Genomic DNA, 16,610 nt, shown 5'->3' on the forward strand with positions numbered 1-16,610 from the left:
GCGCTGGTCTCCCCGGTCACAGCTCGGTCGCCGTGCGGACCAGTTCGGCGAGGGCCCGGGAGCGGCTGTGGGCCGGCCAGGCGATGTGGGTGACGACGGGGGGTGCGTCGGTCACCGGGACGGCGGCGTGCTCGGCCCACAGCCAGGCGCGTGCCGAGTCGGGCAGGACGGCGACGGTGCGGCCGAGGGCGATCAGCTGGGCCAGTTGCGTCTGGTCGTGGATCTCGGGGCCGGGGCCGGGCGCGTACGTGCCGTGGCTGGGCCAGCGGGCGAGCGGGAGGTCCGGGAGGTCGGCGATGTCGGCCAGGCACAGCGTCCCGCGCGCGGCGAGGGGGTGCGCGGCGGGCAGGACGGCGATCTGCCCCTCCGTCATCAGTTCCTCGCTGTCGAACCCGGAGAGGGAGTTGAACGGCGTGTGCATGAACGCCACGTCGGCGCGGCCGTCGCGCAGCATCCCCTCCTGCTCGCACATGCCGCTCGGCAGCACCTCGATCTCGGCGGCGCCGGGCACGGCCGCGTAGGCGTCGAGGAGCTTCTGCAGCAGTTCGTGGGCCGCGCCGGCCTTCACCGCCAGCACCAGGCGGTCACCGGACGCGCCCGGGGTGTCGGCGCTGCCGGCGCGGCGGGCGCGGCGCGCGGCGGCGGTGGCCGCGTCGAGGGCCGCGCGGCCCTCGTGCAGCAGCACCTCCCCGGCGCCGGTCAGCAGCACGCCACGCCGGTCGCGGTGCAGCAGCCGGACACCGAGGCGCCGTTCGAGCTGCTGGATCGCGCGGGACAGCGGGGGCTGGGCCATGCCCAGGCGCTCGGCGGCGCGGCCGAAGTGCAGTTCCTCCGCGACGGCCAGGAAGTACCGCAACTCGCGGGTCTCCAGGGTGTCCAGGGCCACAGCGAACCTCCGTGATACCTGCCGGGTATGACAGGACACCGTATCGGTGTTGGCCGCGCCGCACGCCCCCGAGTGAGCATCGACGGCATGAGCGAAACGAGGACCGCGCTGGTGACCGGCGCGAACAAGGGCATCGGGTACGAGATCGCGGCGGGGCTCGGCGCCCTCGGGTACCGCGTGGGCGTGGGCGCCCGCGACGAGGGGCGGCGGGAGTTGGCGGTGGAGAAGCTGCGCGCCGCCGGGGTGGACGCGTTCGGGGTGCCGCTGGACGTGACCGGCGACCGGAGCGTCACCGAGGCCGCGGAACTGCTGGAACGGGAGGCCGGACGGCTGGACGTCCTGGTCAACAACGCCGGCGTCTCCGGGGAGGTCGGCCCGGGCTGGGAGCAGGACCCGACCACCCTCGACCTGGACCTGGTCCGCGAGGTCGTGGAGACCAACGTCATCGGCGTCATCCGGGTGACCAACGCGATGCTGCCGCTGCTCCGCCGCTCGGCGTCGCCGCGCGTCGTCAACGTCTCCAGCTCCGTCGGCTCCCTGACCCGGCAGGCGGACCCGGACATCGAGGTGGGCCCGGTCATGGCGGCGTACGCGCCGTCGAAGACGTTCCTCAACGCCGTCACCGTGCAGTACGCCCGGAAACTCGCCGGAACCGGCATCCTGATCAACGCCGTCTGCCCGGGCCTGGTGGCGACCGACTTCAACGGCTTCTACGGCCCCCGTACCCCCGAGCAGGGCGCGGCCACCGCGATCCGGCTGGCCACGCTGCCCGACGGCGGGCCGACGGGTTCGTTCTTCGAGGACGACGGAGTCGTCCCCTGGTGAGCCGGGATCCGGGCGTGGGGGGCGACCGCGGTGACGGCGGCGCCCCCGGCACCCGCTAGCCTGGCGCGGACGTTCACCGAGCGGCGGCCTGCCCCGGGTCCCGACGACGTGACTCCCAGCAGCTGAGGCGGAAGAAGACACATGCCCATCAAGGTGAGCGTGGTGATCCCGGTCTACAACCCGGGCGAGTACATCGAGGAGTGCATCGCCTCGCTGCTGCGCCAGAGCCTCCCGGACGACGAGTACGAAGCGATCTTCGTGGACGACGGTTCCACCGACGGGACTCCCGAGCGGCTGGACCGGCTCGCCGCCGAGCACCCGCACATGCACGTCATCCACCAGGAGGCGTCCGGCTGGTCGGGCAAACCCCGCAACACCGGCATCGCCGCCGCCAAGGGCGAGTTCATCCAGTTCGTGGACAACGACGACTGGCTCGGCGACGAGGCCCTGGAGCGGATGTACGAGTACGGCGTGCAGAACGACGCCGACGTCGTCGTGGGAAAGATGGTCGGCAAGGGCCGCGGGGTGCCGCGGGAGCTGTTCCGCAAGAACCGGCCGCGCGCCGACGTCGGCAACGCGCCGCTGATCGACAGCCTCACCCCGCACAAGATGTTCCGCAAGGAGTTCCTCGACCGGCACAACCTCCGCTACCTGGAGGGCCGCCGGCGCCTGGAGGACCACGTCTTCGTCACCGAGGCCTATCTGAGGGCGAAGAACGTCGCCGTCCTCAGCGACTACCTCTGCTACTACCACGTGAAGCGGGACGACGCCTCCAACGCGGGCTTCCAGCGCTTCGACCCGGTCGGCTACTTCAAGAACCTCCGCGAGGCCCTGGACGTCGTGGAGGAACTCACCGAGCCCGGCCCGCTGCGGGACAGGCTCTTCCGCCGCTGGCTGCGCAACGAGATGGTCGAGCGCATGCGCGGGCAGCGGCTCCTGGGGCTTCCCGAGGACTACCGGAAGGAGCTGTTCGACGAGATCCACAAGGTGGTCGTCGAACGCTTCGGGCCTGGGGTCGCCGCCGGTCTCCCGCCCACGCAGCAGATCGTCGCCGCGCTGATCGCCGCCGACCGGCTCACCGACCTCGAGGAGTTCGCCCGGTGGGAGTCCGGGATCAGGGCCACCGGCACCCTCAAGGCCCTGACCTGGGACGACGGCGTGCTGACCGTCGGCTTCACCGCCGCCCTCACCTCGGCGGGCGAGCCCCTCACCTTCCGCAACGACGGCGACACGGGCCTGCTGGTCCCGCCGCTGTCCGAGGCCGCCACTCAGGCCGTGGTCGCGCGGGGCGCGGACCTCTCCGCCCCGCTGGGCAGATCCAGGGCGGACCTCGTCGTACGGGAGCGCGCCTCGGGCGCCGAGTTCTACCAGCCCGTCGAGGTCACCCGCGAGCAGGTCGCGGTGACCGGCCAGGACGGCCACTTCCAGCAGGTGCTGCGCGCGAGCGCGCGGATCGACCCGCTCACGGCGGCGGGCGGCCCCGCACTCCACGCGGGCGTCTGGGACGTCTTCGTCCGGGTCGTCTCCTGCGGCTGGAGCAAGGAGACCCGGCTCGGCGCAGCGCGAGCCGACGGCATCGGCGACGGCCCAGGCGCCGCGCTGCTCGGCACTCCCGGGCGCCTGGTGCTCCCGTACTGGACCGACCCGCACGGCAACCTGTCGCTGGACGTGGACGGGCGGACCGACCACACGCCCGCGTTCTTCCAGAAGGTCACCCGCAGGGACGTCACCGTCACGACCGACCCCGCCCGGCTCACCGCGCGGCTGCCCCTGCACCTGCGGGGCCGCAGCGAGGTCCCCCTGAGGCTGACGGACACGGCGTCCGGGCGCGCGGTCGCCATGGACGCGGTGGTCACCGAACACGCCGAGAGCGGCGCGGAGCTGACCGCCGACCTGCCGCTCGGCGAGCTGCCCGGCACCCCGCTGCGGCTGGAGCTGGCGCCGTCCGCGGCCGGGGAGGAGAAGCCGGTCGCGCTGCCTCTCGCGCTCCGGGTCCGCGCCCGTGGCCGCGGTGTCGCCGTCACCCGCGTCCAGACGACGGCCAAGAAGGGCGCCCGCCGTGGCCGGCGCTCCCTCCCGCGCCGCGTGCTCGGAAGGATCCGCCGGGCCCTGCGGAAGAAGTAGCCGGGAGCCGTCCGCCTACCGCTTCGGTACCCGGATGTCGGCGCTGCTCAGCGTCTGGGGCTTGTCGGTGAACACCCGGAGCCGGACCCGCACGTGCTTGCGGTCCGGGACGGCGAAGCGTCCCTGGGCGGGCATCAGGACATAGCGCGCCGACTGGTGCGGGCCCAGCACGGAGGGGCCGCCGCGCACTTTCCAGAACGAGGACACGCTCTCCCCGGTACCGGTCGCGAAGTGCGGGGTCAGCGCGGTGCCCCCCGTGTTCGTCGCCTGCACGGTGACGCCGTCGATCCCGCGGCTGTCGCCCCGCACGTCACTGACGGCGAGCCGGATCGGCGGCCCGCTCGCGGCGGCGACGGCCACGCACAGGGCGGCCGGTGCCAGCACCGCCGCCGCCAGGCCGACGCTGAAGGCGCGTCGCCGTCCCAGGGTCGGCCGGGGTTGCCAGGCCGAGGTGAAGGCGGACACGGGGGCGGTGGCGGCGGCCGCGACCCACAGCGGGGTCATCAGCAGGTAGTAGCCGTCCTGCGAGCGGGTGGCCAGGTAGAACGCGCACCACGGCAGCACGGTGGCGGCGGGGCCCAGCCGTCGCACGAACAGCCCGAACAGCAGGAGCAGCCCGGTGGCCAGCAGCATGCTGGCGTACGAGTAGAAGTCCAGCCGGCTGCTGCCCTCGGTGAAGTAGTACGACAGGCCCATGATGCCCTGGCCGTGCAGGACCCCGTGCTGGGTGAACGGCAGGGTCAGACCGTTGATCCAGGCCCGGGGGCCCTGGGCGATGAAGTACGCGTTGGCGGCCAGCGCCACCACCAGCGCGATCCCGGTGAAGCGCGCGACCACGCCGAGCGCGGCCCGCGCGGGCAGCTCACCGCGCCGCAGCGCGTAGATGCCGACCAGCAGGAACGGGGTGAGGAACCAGGGCAGTTGCTGCGTGGCGCAGGCGGCACCGAGGAAACCCGCGCGCACGAGGTCCCAGCGGCTGAGCCGCCCTCCCGCACCGGTCGAGGGCCAGCGGATCACCACCGGGATGAGCAGCACGAGCGCGGGGATCGCCGGGTAGCCCATGGCCGCGTACCCCTTGAGCATGGGGAAGCCCAGGCAGACCGCGGTCGCCGCCGACCGCCACGGGATCGGCAGCAGCCACCACAGCAGCGCGGCGCCGGCCACCAGCAGGAGCGTCGGCACGAGCGTGACCGCCTTGGTGCCGATCAGCGCGTAGAGCGGGGCGTTCAGCAGCACCGCCAGCGGCGGGTACGCGAAGGAGTAGTCGGCGCCGCCCGACATGGTCTTCGTCACTCCGACGCCGCTGTGCGCGAACACCCACGGCCACTCCTGCCCGTACACCGCCCGCCCGTGCACCAGTTCGTGCGTGGCCTGGGTCATCAGCACCGTCTCGTCGTTCATCGGGCTGCCGAGAACGTACGAGCACAGGGCCAGCACGATGCCGAGGAGCAGGATCCCCGCGTCGACCAGCACCAGCGTGCGCCGGGCGCGCACCGTGAGGGCCAGGACGCCCAGGACCAGGATCCCGGCGTACCCGAGCATGATCACGCCACCGACCAGGGGGCGGGTCGCGATCGCGGTGGTCCAGTCGTCGCGCATGCCGATGAACAGGCTGATGACGGCGAGCAGGGTGATTGCGCGGTGCAACGGCGTGGGGGTGGCCGGGGCGGGGGGATCCGGGTGGACGGGCGTGGTGTCGGTGGCAACGGCGCCTGCCGTCTTGTTCATGCTGGGTGCACCTCGGACAGGCGGGTCATGATCACAGAACGGGGATCGTGGGGGTAGGGACTCGCCAGTTTATCCGTACCGGTTCAGGGGGTTTCAGGGGGTGAGGCGGGCGGTGGCCGTCGTCAGGGGATCCGCGAGATAGGGGGCGGGCGTGGACGTCAGCGGGTTGCTGATCGGCTGCCGGGACATGACGATCTCGACGCGGTAGAGCGAGGGGTGCGACCGGACCTGCGGCCAGGTCGTTCCGGGGCAGAGTCGGTCGACGCTCAGGGACGAGACGAAGGGGTGCCGGCCGATGGGCCGCCCCTCGGCGGGCCGGCCGTCGACCGTGCCGGACGCCGGCGGTGTCTGCCGTCCGACGACGCGTCCCGCGCGCGTCAGCAGGATCGTCGGCGGGGTGGGGGAGACGGGGTAGGTGAGGACCGTCCCGGCGTGCGGAGAGCTGATCTCGTAGCCGGCGGTGACGCGGTCGCCCGGGACGCGGGTTCCGGTGACGGAGAGCCGGACCTGATCGCCCGGCGCGGAGGGCCGCGCGGGTGGGGCGACGGTGGTTCCGCAGCCGTAGGCGCGCTGTTGGACCACCTGCGGCGGCGAGGTGGGCCACAGCGCCACCGGCGCCACCACGGTCGGCCTGGCGTCCTTGGTCCCGCACCCGGCCAGGCCTACAGTTGCGGCGATCAGCATCGCCGTTCCTGCGGCGATGCGACGGTTTCGTCCGGACATGGCACCCCCTTCGAGGATCGCCCTCCTGGGACGCGGGAGCGGCCGTGAACGTTCGGTGTCAGGTTCTGGTCAAAGTTTTGGCCAAGCGCAGGACGTCTTCTTCGCGCCATGATCGGGTCTTTCCCGACGGCTTGACGATGCCCGTTTGGGAGGCTCTGGTGCCAGCTCCAACCCGAAGAAGACGATGGCTCACGATCTGTGCCATCACCGCGACGTCCGGACTCCTCGCCATCCCCGCGAGTGCCGCGTCCGGCGGCGGAAACAGCAGTCCCTTCGGGGTCCGCACGCTCAATCAACTCGCAAGCCAGCGGACCCATTCCGTCGGTTCCATGAGCCCCAAGGCGAAGGCCTCGTCCGCCAAGGACGGGGACGGCGGCGAAGGGGCGGACGAGATCGCCGAGGGCGCCGACCAGTTCGCGGAGGCCCGCACCTCGCCCGGTGTCGTAGCACCCGGCGCGTACGGCGCCGCCTGGAACAGCCTCAGCAACCTCCCCAGCACGGGCGGCACCTGGCGCAACGTCACCAACCTGCCGTACAACTCGGACGACCCGCGCTACCGCGACATCGACTCCAACTCCAGCGGCGGGTCCGGCAATGTGACGGGCCGGATGGCCGCACTGGCCGCCGACGACGACGGGTACGTGTACGCGGGCAGCGCCGGCGGTGGCGTCTGGCGGTCCAGGCGCGGCGGCGGGCACTGGAAGCCCATCAGCGACAAGCTGCCCTCGCAGTCCACCGGCGCGCTCGCGCTGGACGGGGACGGCCGGCTGTGGCTCGGTACCGGCGAGGCCAACACCAACGCGGACGCCTACCTCGGCAGCGGCGTGTACGTGCTGTCCGACCCGCACCACGGCAGCTTCTCCACCCGCAGCCGGGTCGGCGGCGACGAACTGGAGTCGACCACCGTCCGCCAGCTCCGGTTCGCGGGCGGCAAGGTGTGGGCGGCGACCAGCGAGGGCGTGTGGAGCCACTCCACCAGGACGCTGAAGGGCCACTGGAAGCTGGAGTTCGCGCCCAACCCGGACTACCTGCCGGGCGGTTCCAAGGGGAACGTCGCCGGTTCCGCGTACAAGAACATCACCAATGACATCGCGATCGACCCGAAGGACCCCTCGAAGGTGATCCTCGCGGTCGGCTGGCGCAGCGGCGACGACTACAACGGCTTCTACACCAAGGACGCCAAGGGCACCTGGACGCGGATCACCAGCGGCTTCGGCGACCTGCCGACCGACGCGGCCAACGTCGGCACGGTCACCTTCGCCCGCGCCGCCGACGGCTCGCGCTACTACGCCATCGACCAGTCGCCCGCGCAGATGGCGGCCAACCCGGACAGCGGCCTCATGGGCATATACAGCGCCGCCTCGCCGTTCGGGCCCTGGACCAAGGTCGCCGACTACAAGCAGCTCGCCGCCGACGGCTCGGCGCTGACCTCCAGCGGCTACATGCCGGGCGTGCAGGCCTGGTACAACCAGTTCCTGACCGTCGACCCGGCGGACCCGAAGCACGTGTACGCGGGTCTGGAGGAGGTCTACGAGTCCAAGGACGGCGGCTCCACCTGGTCGACCGTCGGCCCGTACTGGAACTTCAACTTCTCCTGCTGGAGCATCGACCCGGCCAAGCAGACCGGTGACTGCAACCAGACCACCCACTCCGACCAGCACGGCGTCGCGATCGGCAGCTACCACGGCAAGAGCTTCGTGTACGTCGGCAACGACGGCGGCGTCTACCGGCGCCCGGTCAGCGGCTCCCAGGACGCCTCCGGGCACGCCACCGACTGGACCTCCCTCAACGACGGCACCATCGACACCCTCCAGTACTACTCGGTGGGCGTCGGCAAGGACCTGACCTACGGCGGGGTCTCCGTCACCGGCGGTCTGCAGGACAACGGCCAGTCCGTGCTGCGCAGCAACGACACGGTGATGGGCTCCAACTTCGGCGGCGACGGCGGCGACACGCTCACCGACCCGGCCAACGGCTGCAACATCGCCGAGGAGTACGTCTACCTCGCCGTCCAGATCACCCAGAACTGCGCGGTCAACGACGGCAGCTGGGTGAGCGACGCGACCAAGGCCACGTCGTACAACGTCGCCCCCGCCGACAACGCCACCAGCGAGGCCCGCTTCATCGCCCCGCTCGCCGCCGACGCCAAGGACAGCAACACCTGGATCGCGGGCGGCCGGCACATCTGGGTGCAGACCCACGGCTACGCCATCCGCAGCGGCTCCGAGTGGAAGAGCGTGTACGACCTCGGCGCCGGGCACACCGCGACCGCCGTCGCCGCCTCCGGCGGCAAGGTGTACGCGGCCTGGTGCGGCCCCTGCAACGAGCAGGGCTTCGCCCGCGGCATCTCCGTCGGCAACGCGGACGGCACCGGCTGGCACGACATCGCCCTGCCGGTGAACGGGACCGTACCGAACCGTTACCTCAGTGGCTTCGCGATCGACCCGAAGAACGCGAACCACGTCTTCCTCGCCGTCAACGGCTTCTCCCGGCACTGGACCGAGGGCCCCGGCGCGGGCGTCGGCCACGTCTTCGAGTCCACCGACGGCGGCACCACCTGGAAGGACGTCTCGGCGAACCTGCCCGACGTGCCGACCGACTCGGCGCTGGTCCTGCCGAACGGCGGCCTCGCCGTCGCCACCGACCTCGGCGTCGTCTACCGCGCCCCCGGCCACACCCGGTGGCAGCGGGTCGGTTCGCTCCCCGCGGTCGGCGTGCTCCAGCTCAAGCTGAGCCCCGACGGCCGCACCCTGTACGCGGCGACCCACGGTCGCGGCATCTACACCATCAAGGTGCGGGACTGCGACTGACCCGACCAGCAGGCAAAAGCGGCGGTGACCTCGGCTTCCGGGGTCACCGCCGCTTCGTGCTCGGCCCGCGTCGCGCCGCCGGCCGACGTACCCTGGCCTGTGCGTGACCCCCCGCCTGAGGCCAACGTCACATAGCGGAAGGGGGCATGTCTTTTACTTAAAGGGCTCGTTACGGAACGCGGAAGGCTTATCTGCCCTCCTTCTGTTCGTAGGAACGAGCTCGGGCAGGAAAGTCAGGGACTGAGACATGGGTTTGACCAGTCAGACAACCGTTTACGCGATGGTGGCACTGGCCGCGGTCTGTGTCGCGCTGCTGGTCTGGACGTGGCCACGGTTCGCGAAGCCGGGGGTGCTCCACATCCTCGGGCGGCTCGGCGCGATCGGTGTGACGCAGATCGCGATCGTCGCCGCCTTCGCGTGTGCCGTGAACTCCTCGTACCAGTTCTTCGGATCCTGGAACGAACTGCTCGGCAACGGTGACACCTCCGCGGTGGGCGTGACGGGCGCGGCCGCGGACGCGAACGGGGGCGCGGCGGCCGGCATAAGCACCGCCGCCGGCTCACTCGTGCAGCCCAACGGCACCGACCAGCTGAACCGGGTCAGCGGACTGCCCAACGGGCCGGCCGCGGTCGTCGGACGGGTGCAGTCGGTCAAGGTCATCGGAAAGACCACCGGCGTGGTCGACCCGGCCTTCGTCTACCTGCCGCCGCAGTACTTCCAGAAGGCCTACGCGCGCCAGCGCTTCCCCGTGATCGTCGCGCTCAGCGGCTACCCGGGCAGCATCTTCAACCTGGCCCAGTACCTGCGCGTCTCGCAGACGGCCGGTGACCTGCAGAAGAAGGGCCAGATGCAGCCGACGATCATGGTGATGATCCGGCCCACCGTCGCCCCGCCGCGCGACACCGAGTGCGTGGACGTCCCCGGCGGCCCGCAGACCGAGACGTTCCTGGCCAAGGACCTCCCGACGGCCATCAAGTCCGCCTACCGGGCCGGCCACGACTCCACCGCCTGGGGCGTCATGGGCTACTCCTCCGGCGGCAGCTGCGCCCTGCAGCTCGCGATGCGCGACTCGAACGTCTACACCACGGCCGCCGGCCTGTCGCCCGACTACTACGTCAAGGACGACCCGACGACCGGCAACCTCTTCGGCAGCGGTCCGGGCCGCCAGGACCGGGTCAACGGCCACAACCTGATGTGGCGGCTGGCCCACATGCCCGCCCCGAACATCTCGGTCCTCGTCGCCAACAGCAAGCACGGCGAGAGGGGCTACGCGAACACCCAGGCCTTCATCAAGGCCGTGAAGCCGCCCATGCGGGTCGCCTCGATCGAGCCCGACAACGGCAGCCACAACTTCCCGACCTGGGTGCGGGAGATGCCCGCCACCCTGAAGTGGATGAACGACCAGCTGACCTTCCCGCAGGACGTCGTGCCCCGGCACATCCCCGGCAAGAAGCCCGCCGGGGGCAAGCCCTCGCCGAAGCCCGGCCACAGCCCGCTGCGCGCGGAGGGCACCGAGCCCCCCAGGGCCACCGCCACCTCGCGCAAGTAGCAGCAGTCTCACACGCAGGGGCCGGAGCGACCACTCCGGCCCCTGCGGCGTTCCCACGGCCTCGGCCTCCTCCGGCCCCCCCAGCCACGAGCCAGCACCGCCGCCAGCCGCCACAAACGGGCCCGTCCCGGCGATCCGCAGGACGACCGTGTCCGCGCCTTCCCACGGCCGCGGCTCTTCCCTCGGCTCCGCTCAGCGCCGAGCCAGGACGGCCTCCCGCTGCTGCAGCGGCTCGCTCCCCGCGATCCGCAGCGTGACCGGGTCCGGGTTGGCCTCTGTGGCGTTTGCCGAGGCCCTGGCTTGTCCTGCGGACGTGTTCAGCGTGGGGCCAGGACCGCCTCCAGTTGCTGCAGCGGGTTCGCCCCCGCGATCCGCAGCGTGACCGGGTCCGGGTCGGCCTCGTCGGCCTCTGTGGCGTTTGCCGAGGCCCTGGCTTGTCCTGCGGACGTGCTCAGCGTGGGGCCAGGACGGCCTCCAGTTGCCGCAGCGGGTTCGCCCCCGCGATCCGCAGGACGATCGTGTCCGCGCCGGCCTCCGCCAGTTCGCGGACGCGAGCGGCGGCCTGGGCGGGCGTGCCCGAGACCGTGAACACCTCCTCCCGAGGGCGGCCCAGCCAGGCGGCGTGGCCCTCCACGTGCGGGGCCAGGGCCCGGCTCACCTCCTCGGGGTCGTCGTCGACGCAGGCGAAGGCCAGGACCGTCAGGGTGTGGTCGGGTCCGGCACCGCCCTTCACGGTGAGCGCGCGGGCGTTCGCCAGGTCGCCCGGGCCGTGGCCCTCGGTGATCACGGTGCCGTCCGCGACCCGGCCGGACAGCTCCAGGGAGCGGGGCCGCACGACGCCCGTGACCACCGGCGGGACCTCGGCCGGCGGGTGCACCAGTTCGACGCCGTCCAGGTGGACCTCGCGCCCCGCCAGCTCCACCCGCCCGCCGCGCAGCAGCGTGCGGACCGAGGTGACCGTCTCCTCCAGGAGGGCGAGCGGAGAGCGGGGAGCGACGCCCGCCCGGGCCATCCACTCCGGGACGCCGTGCCCGATCCCCGCCACCAGGCGGCCCGGGAAGACCCGGGCCAGCGTGGCAAGTTCCATCGCCAGCAGCGCCGGGCTGCGCAGCGGGGCCGGGGCGATGCCGATGCCCACCCGCAGGCGCTCCGTGGCTCCCAGGGCCACGGCCGCCGCCGACACCCCGCCGCCCCACCCGAGGTCCTCCACCACCCACAGGTCGTCCACCCCGAGCGCCTCGGCCCGCCGGGCGAACCCGGGCAGCTCCTCCGGCGCCCAGTCGCGGTCGTACATCACACCGATCCGTACGTTCGTCATGCCCGGGAACCTATGCCGCGCGGGCATGACGATCAACGGCGTATCGGGGGCGGGGAGTTCGGCTCTCGGGCGGGCCCGGTGTCCGGTGGGTTACCTGACGGCCAAGGGGGGCCCGGGCGTTGGGCAACCGCCTGCCATGCGCTGGTAAGGGTTCGGTGCGGTAGTTGATTCTTTGGCCAACGGTTCTACCCGCATAGACGCCCGCAGTGCTGTCATGCCCACGACTGCCCGGAATCCCCGGGCCGATCGTGGGAGACCCCCATGCGTGCCACGCGCCGCCTCACCGCCACGACCACGTCCCTCAGCCTCGCCGTCGCCGGTCTGATCCTCAGCACCGGCTCGGCCGCCCACGCCGCGAGCTGCTCGCAGGACTACCTGCCGCTGCCCGACCCCACCTGCCAGCCCGGCGACTACAACCCCGACGTCACCCAGTCCACGATCGACTCGACGATATGCGTCTCCGGGTGGACCGCCACGGTCCGCCCGCCGGCTTCGTACACCAACGCCCTCAAGGTCAAGCAGATCTCCGAGTACGGCTACTCCGACACCAGCACGGCCGACTACGAGGAGGACCACCTCGTGCCGCTGGAGCTCGGCGGCGCCCCCAGGAGCGAGCAGAACCTCTGGCCCGAGCCGCGGTACGGCAGCGAGACCGCCGCGAGCAAGGACTCCGTGGAGAACAAGTTGAAGAAGGCCGTCTGCAACGGCACGGTCTCCCTCGACGACGCGCGCTCCGCCATCGCGAGCGACTGGACCACCGCGCTGTCCTCGCTCGGCCTCAGCTGACCTCGGCGCGCAGGCCGTCACGCAGGCGGCGCAGGTCGTCGGCGTGCCGGCCGAGCCCGTTGAGGCGCTGCCGGGCCTCCTCGGTACGGGCGTCCGGGCGGACGGTGAAGGCCAGGTCCAGCGACTCGCGCAGCATCCACAGGTCGAAGGAGAGCAGCCGTGCCGCCTGGTCCTGGGTTCTCGTCAGGTCCGGGTCGGTGAGCCGGAGGTCCTGCAGACGGGTGCGCAGGCGGTGCAGGGCGATGCTCTGCAGGGAGCAGGCGCGCGCCGTCTGGCAGGACACGGGGCCCGGCTCGCCGCAGGCGGCCACCGCGGCGTCGGCGGGCCGCTGCGCGGCCACGGCCTCGTCCAGCACGGCGACCAGCGCCCGCACCTGGTCGGGGCGGGACGGCTCCGGCGGGACGGGGTGGCGTCGGGTGCGGGGAGAAGGTCGGGGAAGGCGCATGGTTCCCTCCTGGTCGGCCTCCAGTGTGCGCCCTTTCCGGCCGGAGCCGGACCTGGTGTTCTCCGTGTGGTCAGTCCCGGGCGGCCTTGCGCTCCGCCTCGGTGAGGGGCGGCCCCGCGAGGTGCGGCTTCTTCGGGCCGAACAGCATCGGGACCAGCATGTCGGGGGAGAAGAGGCGGGTGGCCGGCTTCTCCAGGCTCATCACGTCCAGCAGGGCGCCGAGGGCCCGCGGGTTGCGGGCACCGGTGGCAACGGCCCGGTCGACGAAGCGGGTCAGGAAGCGTTCCAGTGCCGTGGGCGGGGTGTCGGTGGCGCCGGGGTAGAAGGCGTCCTGGCCGACGGCGAGGTCCCAGGCGGCGGCGACCGGACGGGCGGCGGCGCGCTGCAGGCGACGGGCGGTGCCGGGGGCGGCCAGGGGGATGGAGCGCAGGACGCCGCGCAGGGCCAGGGCGGACTGCGCGGCGACGGTGATGCCGTGGCCGTAGACCGGGTTGTAGCCGGCGACGGCGTCGCCGAGGACGGTGAAGCCGTCCGGCCAGTGCGGGAGTTTCTCGTAGTAGCGGCGGACGTTGGCGGTCGAGCGGGTGGTGGCGACGTCGCCCAGGGGCTCGGCGTCCTTGATCAGCTCGCCGATGACCGGGTCGCCCAGGCTCAGGGCGAAGTCCGCGAACGCGTCGGCGTCGGCGGTGGGTCGGCCGCCGCGGGTACCGGAGAGGGTGACGATCCAGCGGTCGCCCTCCACGGGCAGGATGATGCCGCCCCGGCCGTGGTCCTGGGCGGGGTTCGCCTGCACGTTGACCAGCGGGAAGCCGGCGCCGGCGGCCCTCCCTGGGGCCCGGTACACGCGGGTGGCGTAGGCGACCCCGGCGTTCACCTCCCGCTCCACGACCTGCGGCAACCCGAGCCCGACAAGCCACCGCGCGGCCCGCGACCCCCGCCCGGACGCGTCCACGGCGAGCTCGGCAGGCAGGACGGCTTCGCTCCCTGTACCGCCCCCCGTACCGCCCTCCGATCCAGCGCCCCCGGCCCGTACCCGGACCCCCGTCACCCGGTTCGCGTCCCCCTCCAGAGACAGGGCCGTGGTGTTCTCCTGGAGGGTGATGCGGGGGTCCGTCAGGACGTGGGTGCGGAGGGTCGCGTCCAGGAGGTCGCGGGAGCAGACCAGGTTGCGGTGGTGGGTGGTGGTGAAGCGGCGGAACCAGATCTCGTTGGGGGCCCGCGAGACCATGTCGCCCATGACGTGGATCAGCCGGCCGCCCCGCGCCACGACGTCGTCGACCAGGCCCGGCAGCAGCTCCTCGAAGGCCTTCACCCCGCCGCTCCACACCAGGTGCGCGTGCCGGGCCTGCGGAACGCCCCGCCGCGGCTCGGGCCCCGAGGGCAGCGTGTCGCGCTCCACGACCGTCACGTCGGCGAACTCGGCGAGCGCGGCAGCCGCGAGCAGGCCGGTGACGCTGGCGCCGATGACGACGGCTCTGGGCCGGGCGGGGAGTCGGTCAGGCATGGGCGATCGGGCTTTCTGTGCTGGTCACCCGCCGGCGGAGGGTGTCGACGGTGCGGGGGTGCGCGAGGGCGCGGGAGACGCCCTCGATGTCGTCGGAGAGCTGAGCACCCGGTCCCACGGAACCGGCCGGGAGGCCCGCACGGTGGGCGTCGAGCGCGGCGCGCACCGCGACCGCACCGGCCGCCGCCCGGCCCCGCACCTCGCCGTGATCGGGCAGCGCGGCCTCGTAGGCCCTGTCGTACAGCGCCCGGTCGAGGTACGGCCCGAGCATGCGCAGGGCGTCGTGGATGTCCTGCCGGCGCTGCATCAGCCGCAGGTCGAGCGGCGCCCAGAAGCCGAGCCGGGCCGGTGCCGCCGACGCCCCGAGGACCCTTACCGCCCGCCACAGCGGCCGTAGCCGCCGGTGCTCGCGCCGGTCGCGCACCCAGCGCTGCAGGAACGGGCCCACCTGCGGCACCAGGAACCCGAGCGCCACCAGCGCGGCCTCGAGGAGCGCGAACGGCGGGGCGGCGGTGGTGCTCAGCCCGTCCCAGTCGGTGCCCGACCAGCGGGCGCCGATCGCCGTCAGCTTCACCGCGTCGAACAACAGGCCCGAGGCGTAGCCGAGTTGCAGGAAGACGACCCCCGCCCGCAGCCAGCGGTCCACGATCTGCGGGAACCACCTCCACAGCATGAACGCGGCCACCAGCGACGAGACCATGTGCGCGGTCAGGTAGAGGAGGATGTGCTCGCGCATCCAGGGCGTGGAGGCGTAGTAGGTGTCGAGGTCGTAGATGCGGGGCTCGGGGGCGTGGGCGAGCAGGAACGTCACCCACAGGGCCACGACCACCCCCGCGTACGCCCCGTAGATGCGGCGCATCCGGCGCGCGCGGCGCTCGGACGGCTCCTCCCGCCAGCGGATGATCATCGTCAGGCCGGTGGCGCAGAACGCCGTGAGGAACGAGTACGCCCACGGCGAGGCGATGTTGGGCACGCCGGTCAGCCGGTTGAGGCGCTCGATGTTGACCGGGGTGATGACGACCAGGACGGCCGTCGCCGAGGTCAGCAGGACGGTCGTGGCGCGCACGTCCGGATCACGCCAGGACCGCGCGAAGGTGGGGAGCTTCGCGGCGAGCGCCGTGGCCAGCAGTGCGGTGGGTATCCAGTACGGGATGTGCGGGATCGTCACAGCAGGCGTCCGCCGCGGTTTCCCAGCGACAGGTTGATACGGCCCTCCACGGTGGTGGGACTGACGGGTCCCCGTGCGTAACGGCCCGTCATCCAGGTGCGCACCTCCCGGCCGAACAGCAGGCCGAAGGTCTCCGCGTCCACCTCGTGGTCGTCGGCGTGGCCGGACCGGGCGGCCACCGCGAGGCAGGCCTCCCGCGGCACCTTCGACGCGGCGAGGATGTCCCGCGCGGCCCGTTCCAGCATCTCCTGCGTCTGGCCGGGGGCGAGCGCGCGGGCGGCCGCCGCCCCCGGGGCGTGACCGCAGGAGCCCTGCTCCTCGTGCCACAACTCATGGCCGAGGATGACCAGTTGGGCCTCGGGTACGGTGCCCTCCTCGACGACGACCACCGACCGGTCCCCGAGGTCGAGGCGCAGTCCCGACACCGGTACCTCCGTCGGGAAGGCCCGGAAGACCAGCTCGACGGGCCTGCCGACGCGGACGCTCATCGCCCGGCAGAACGCCTCCATCACGACCCTCGGCTCGGCGGGCCGCCGGATCGTCCTGGACGCCTCCCGGCCCAGGTCGGCGAGCAGGGACCTCATCGCCTTGGTGGTCATCGGGCGGTGTCCCTCTCCTGCGGGCCTCGACGGCGGACAGCGGCGTCGTCAGTCTTGTCGTCAGTCGTGTCGTGCTTGTCGTGCGCACGCAGCTTATGCGCGGCGGCGGGCTCCCGGTGCTCGGTTATCGGCCAAAAACGAACGT

The 16,610-nt window shown here is 72.6% G+C and carries 13 protein-coding genes; 5 read left to right on the forward strand and 8 right to left on the reverse strand.

The window, feature by feature from the left end:
- Nucleotides 1–16: 16 nt before the first annotated feature.
- Complete coding sequence (locus tag ACIRVK_RS25430) at nt 17–880, reverse strand: LysR family transcriptional regulator (RefSeq protein ID WP_404250908.1); 864 nt, start codon at nt 878–880, stop codon at nt 17–19.
- A gap of 93 nt (nt 881–973) precedes the next feature.
- Between ACIRVK_RS25430 and ACIRVK_RS25435 the strand changes: the two genes are divergently transcribed.
- Both ACIRVK_RS25435 and ACIRVK_RS25440 read left to right on the forward strand, forming a co-directional pair.
- Nucleotides 974–1,711, forward strand: coding sequence for an SDR family oxidoreductase (locus tag ACIRVK_RS25435; RefSeq protein ID WP_404250780.1), 738 nt, complete (start codon nt 974–976; stop codon nt 1,709–1,711).
- A gap of 141 nt (nt 1,712–1,852) precedes the next feature.
- Nucleotides 1,853–3,835 carry a glycosyltransferase family 2 protein gene (locus tag ACIRVK_RS25440; RefSeq protein ID WP_404250782.1) on the forward strand — a complete coding sequence of 661 codons (1,983 nt, stop codon included), beginning with the start codon at nt 1,853–1,855 and terminating at the stop codon, nt 3,833–3,835.
- A 15-nt stretch (nt 3,836–3,850) separates the two neighbouring features.
- Here the strand turns inward: ACIRVK_RS25440 and ACIRVK_RS25445 are convergent, their stop codons facing one another.
- Complete coding sequence (locus ACIRVK_RS25445) at nt 3,851–5,563, reverse strand: hypothetical protein (RefSeq protein WP_404250784.1); 1,713 nt, start codon at nt 5,561–5,563, stop codon at nt 3,851–3,853.
- A gap of 93 nt (nt 5,564–5,656) precedes the next feature.
- Nucleotides 5,657–6,286, reverse strand: coding sequence for a hypothetical protein (locus ACIRVK_RS25450; protein WP_404250786.1), 630 nt, complete (start codon nt 6,284–6,286; stop codon nt 5,657–5,659).
- Between the two features lie 158 nt (nt 6,287–6,444).
- On the opposite strand from ACIRVK_RS25450, the gene ACIRVK_RS25455 reads away from it, so the two are divergent.
- The gene (locus ACIRVK_RS25455; RefSeq protein WP_404250788.1) at nt 6,445–9,096 is read left to right on the forward strand and encodes a two-component regulator propeller domain-containing protein; all 2,652 of its coding nucleotides are present in this window, start codon (nt 6,445–6,447) and stop codon (nt 9,094–9,096) included.
- 247 nt (nt 9,097–9,343) lie between these two features.
- Entirely contained in the window at nt 9,344–10,645 is a 1,302-nt protein-coding gene (locus tag ACIRVK_RS25460; RefSeq protein WP_404250790.1) for an alpha/beta hydrolase, read from the forward strand.
- A 451-nt stretch (nt 10,646–11,096) separates the two neighbouring features.
- On the opposite strand, the gene ACIRVK_RS25465 is transcribed toward ACIRVK_RS25460, so the two are convergent.
- A complete protein-coding gene (locus ACIRVK_RS25465; protein ID WP_404250792.1) occupies nt 11,097–11,963 on the reverse strand; it encodes an LLM class flavin-dependent oxidoreductase in 867 nt (288 codons plus the stop codon).
- A gap of 261 nt (nt 11,964–12,224) precedes the next feature.
- Here ACIRVK_RS25465 and ACIRVK_RS25470 point away from each other — a divergent pair, with 261 nt between their 5' ends.
- On the forward strand, nt 12,225–12,749 hold the full coding sequence (locus tag ACIRVK_RS25470) for a hypothetical protein (protein ID WP_404250794.1): 525 nt from the start codon (nt 12,225–12,227) through the stop codon (nt 12,747–12,749).
- Here the strand turns inward: ACIRVK_RS25470 and ACIRVK_RS25475 are convergent.
- The 4 genes from ACIRVK_RS25475 to ACIRVK_RS25490 form a co-directional block, all read right to left on the reverse strand.
- Entirely contained in the window at nt 12,742–13,194 is a 453-nt protein-coding gene (locus ACIRVK_RS25475; RefSeq protein WP_404250796.1) for a hypothetical protein, read from the reverse strand. The genes ACIRVK_RS25470 and ACIRVK_RS25475 overlap by 8 nt on opposite strands.
- A gap of 70 nt (nt 13,195–13,264) precedes the next feature.
- Entirely contained in the window at nt 13,265–14,698 is a 1,434-nt protein-coding gene (locus ACIRVK_RS25480) for an NAD(P)/FAD-dependent oxidoreductase (RefSeq protein ID WP_404250798.1), read from the reverse strand.
- Entirely contained in the window at nt 14,691–15,866 is a 1,176-nt protein-coding gene (locus ACIRVK_RS25485) for an MAB_1171c family putative transporter (protein WP_404250800.1), read from the reverse strand. The genes ACIRVK_RS25480 and ACIRVK_RS25485 overlap by 8 nt, the downstream gene beginning before the upstream one ends.
- Entirely contained in the window at nt 15,863–16,465 is a 603-nt protein-coding gene (locus tag ACIRVK_RS25490) for a toxin (RefSeq protein ID WP_404250802.1), read from the reverse strand. The genes ACIRVK_RS25485 and ACIRVK_RS25490 overlap by 4 nt, the downstream gene beginning before the upstream one ends.
- Nucleotides 16,466–16,610: the final 145 nt, after the last annotated feature.

The organism is Streptomyces sp. NPDC101152, from assembly GCF_044768275.1.
Classification (GTDB): domain Bacteria; phylum Actinomycetota; class Actinomycetes; order Streptomycetales; family Streptomycetaceae; genus Streptomyces.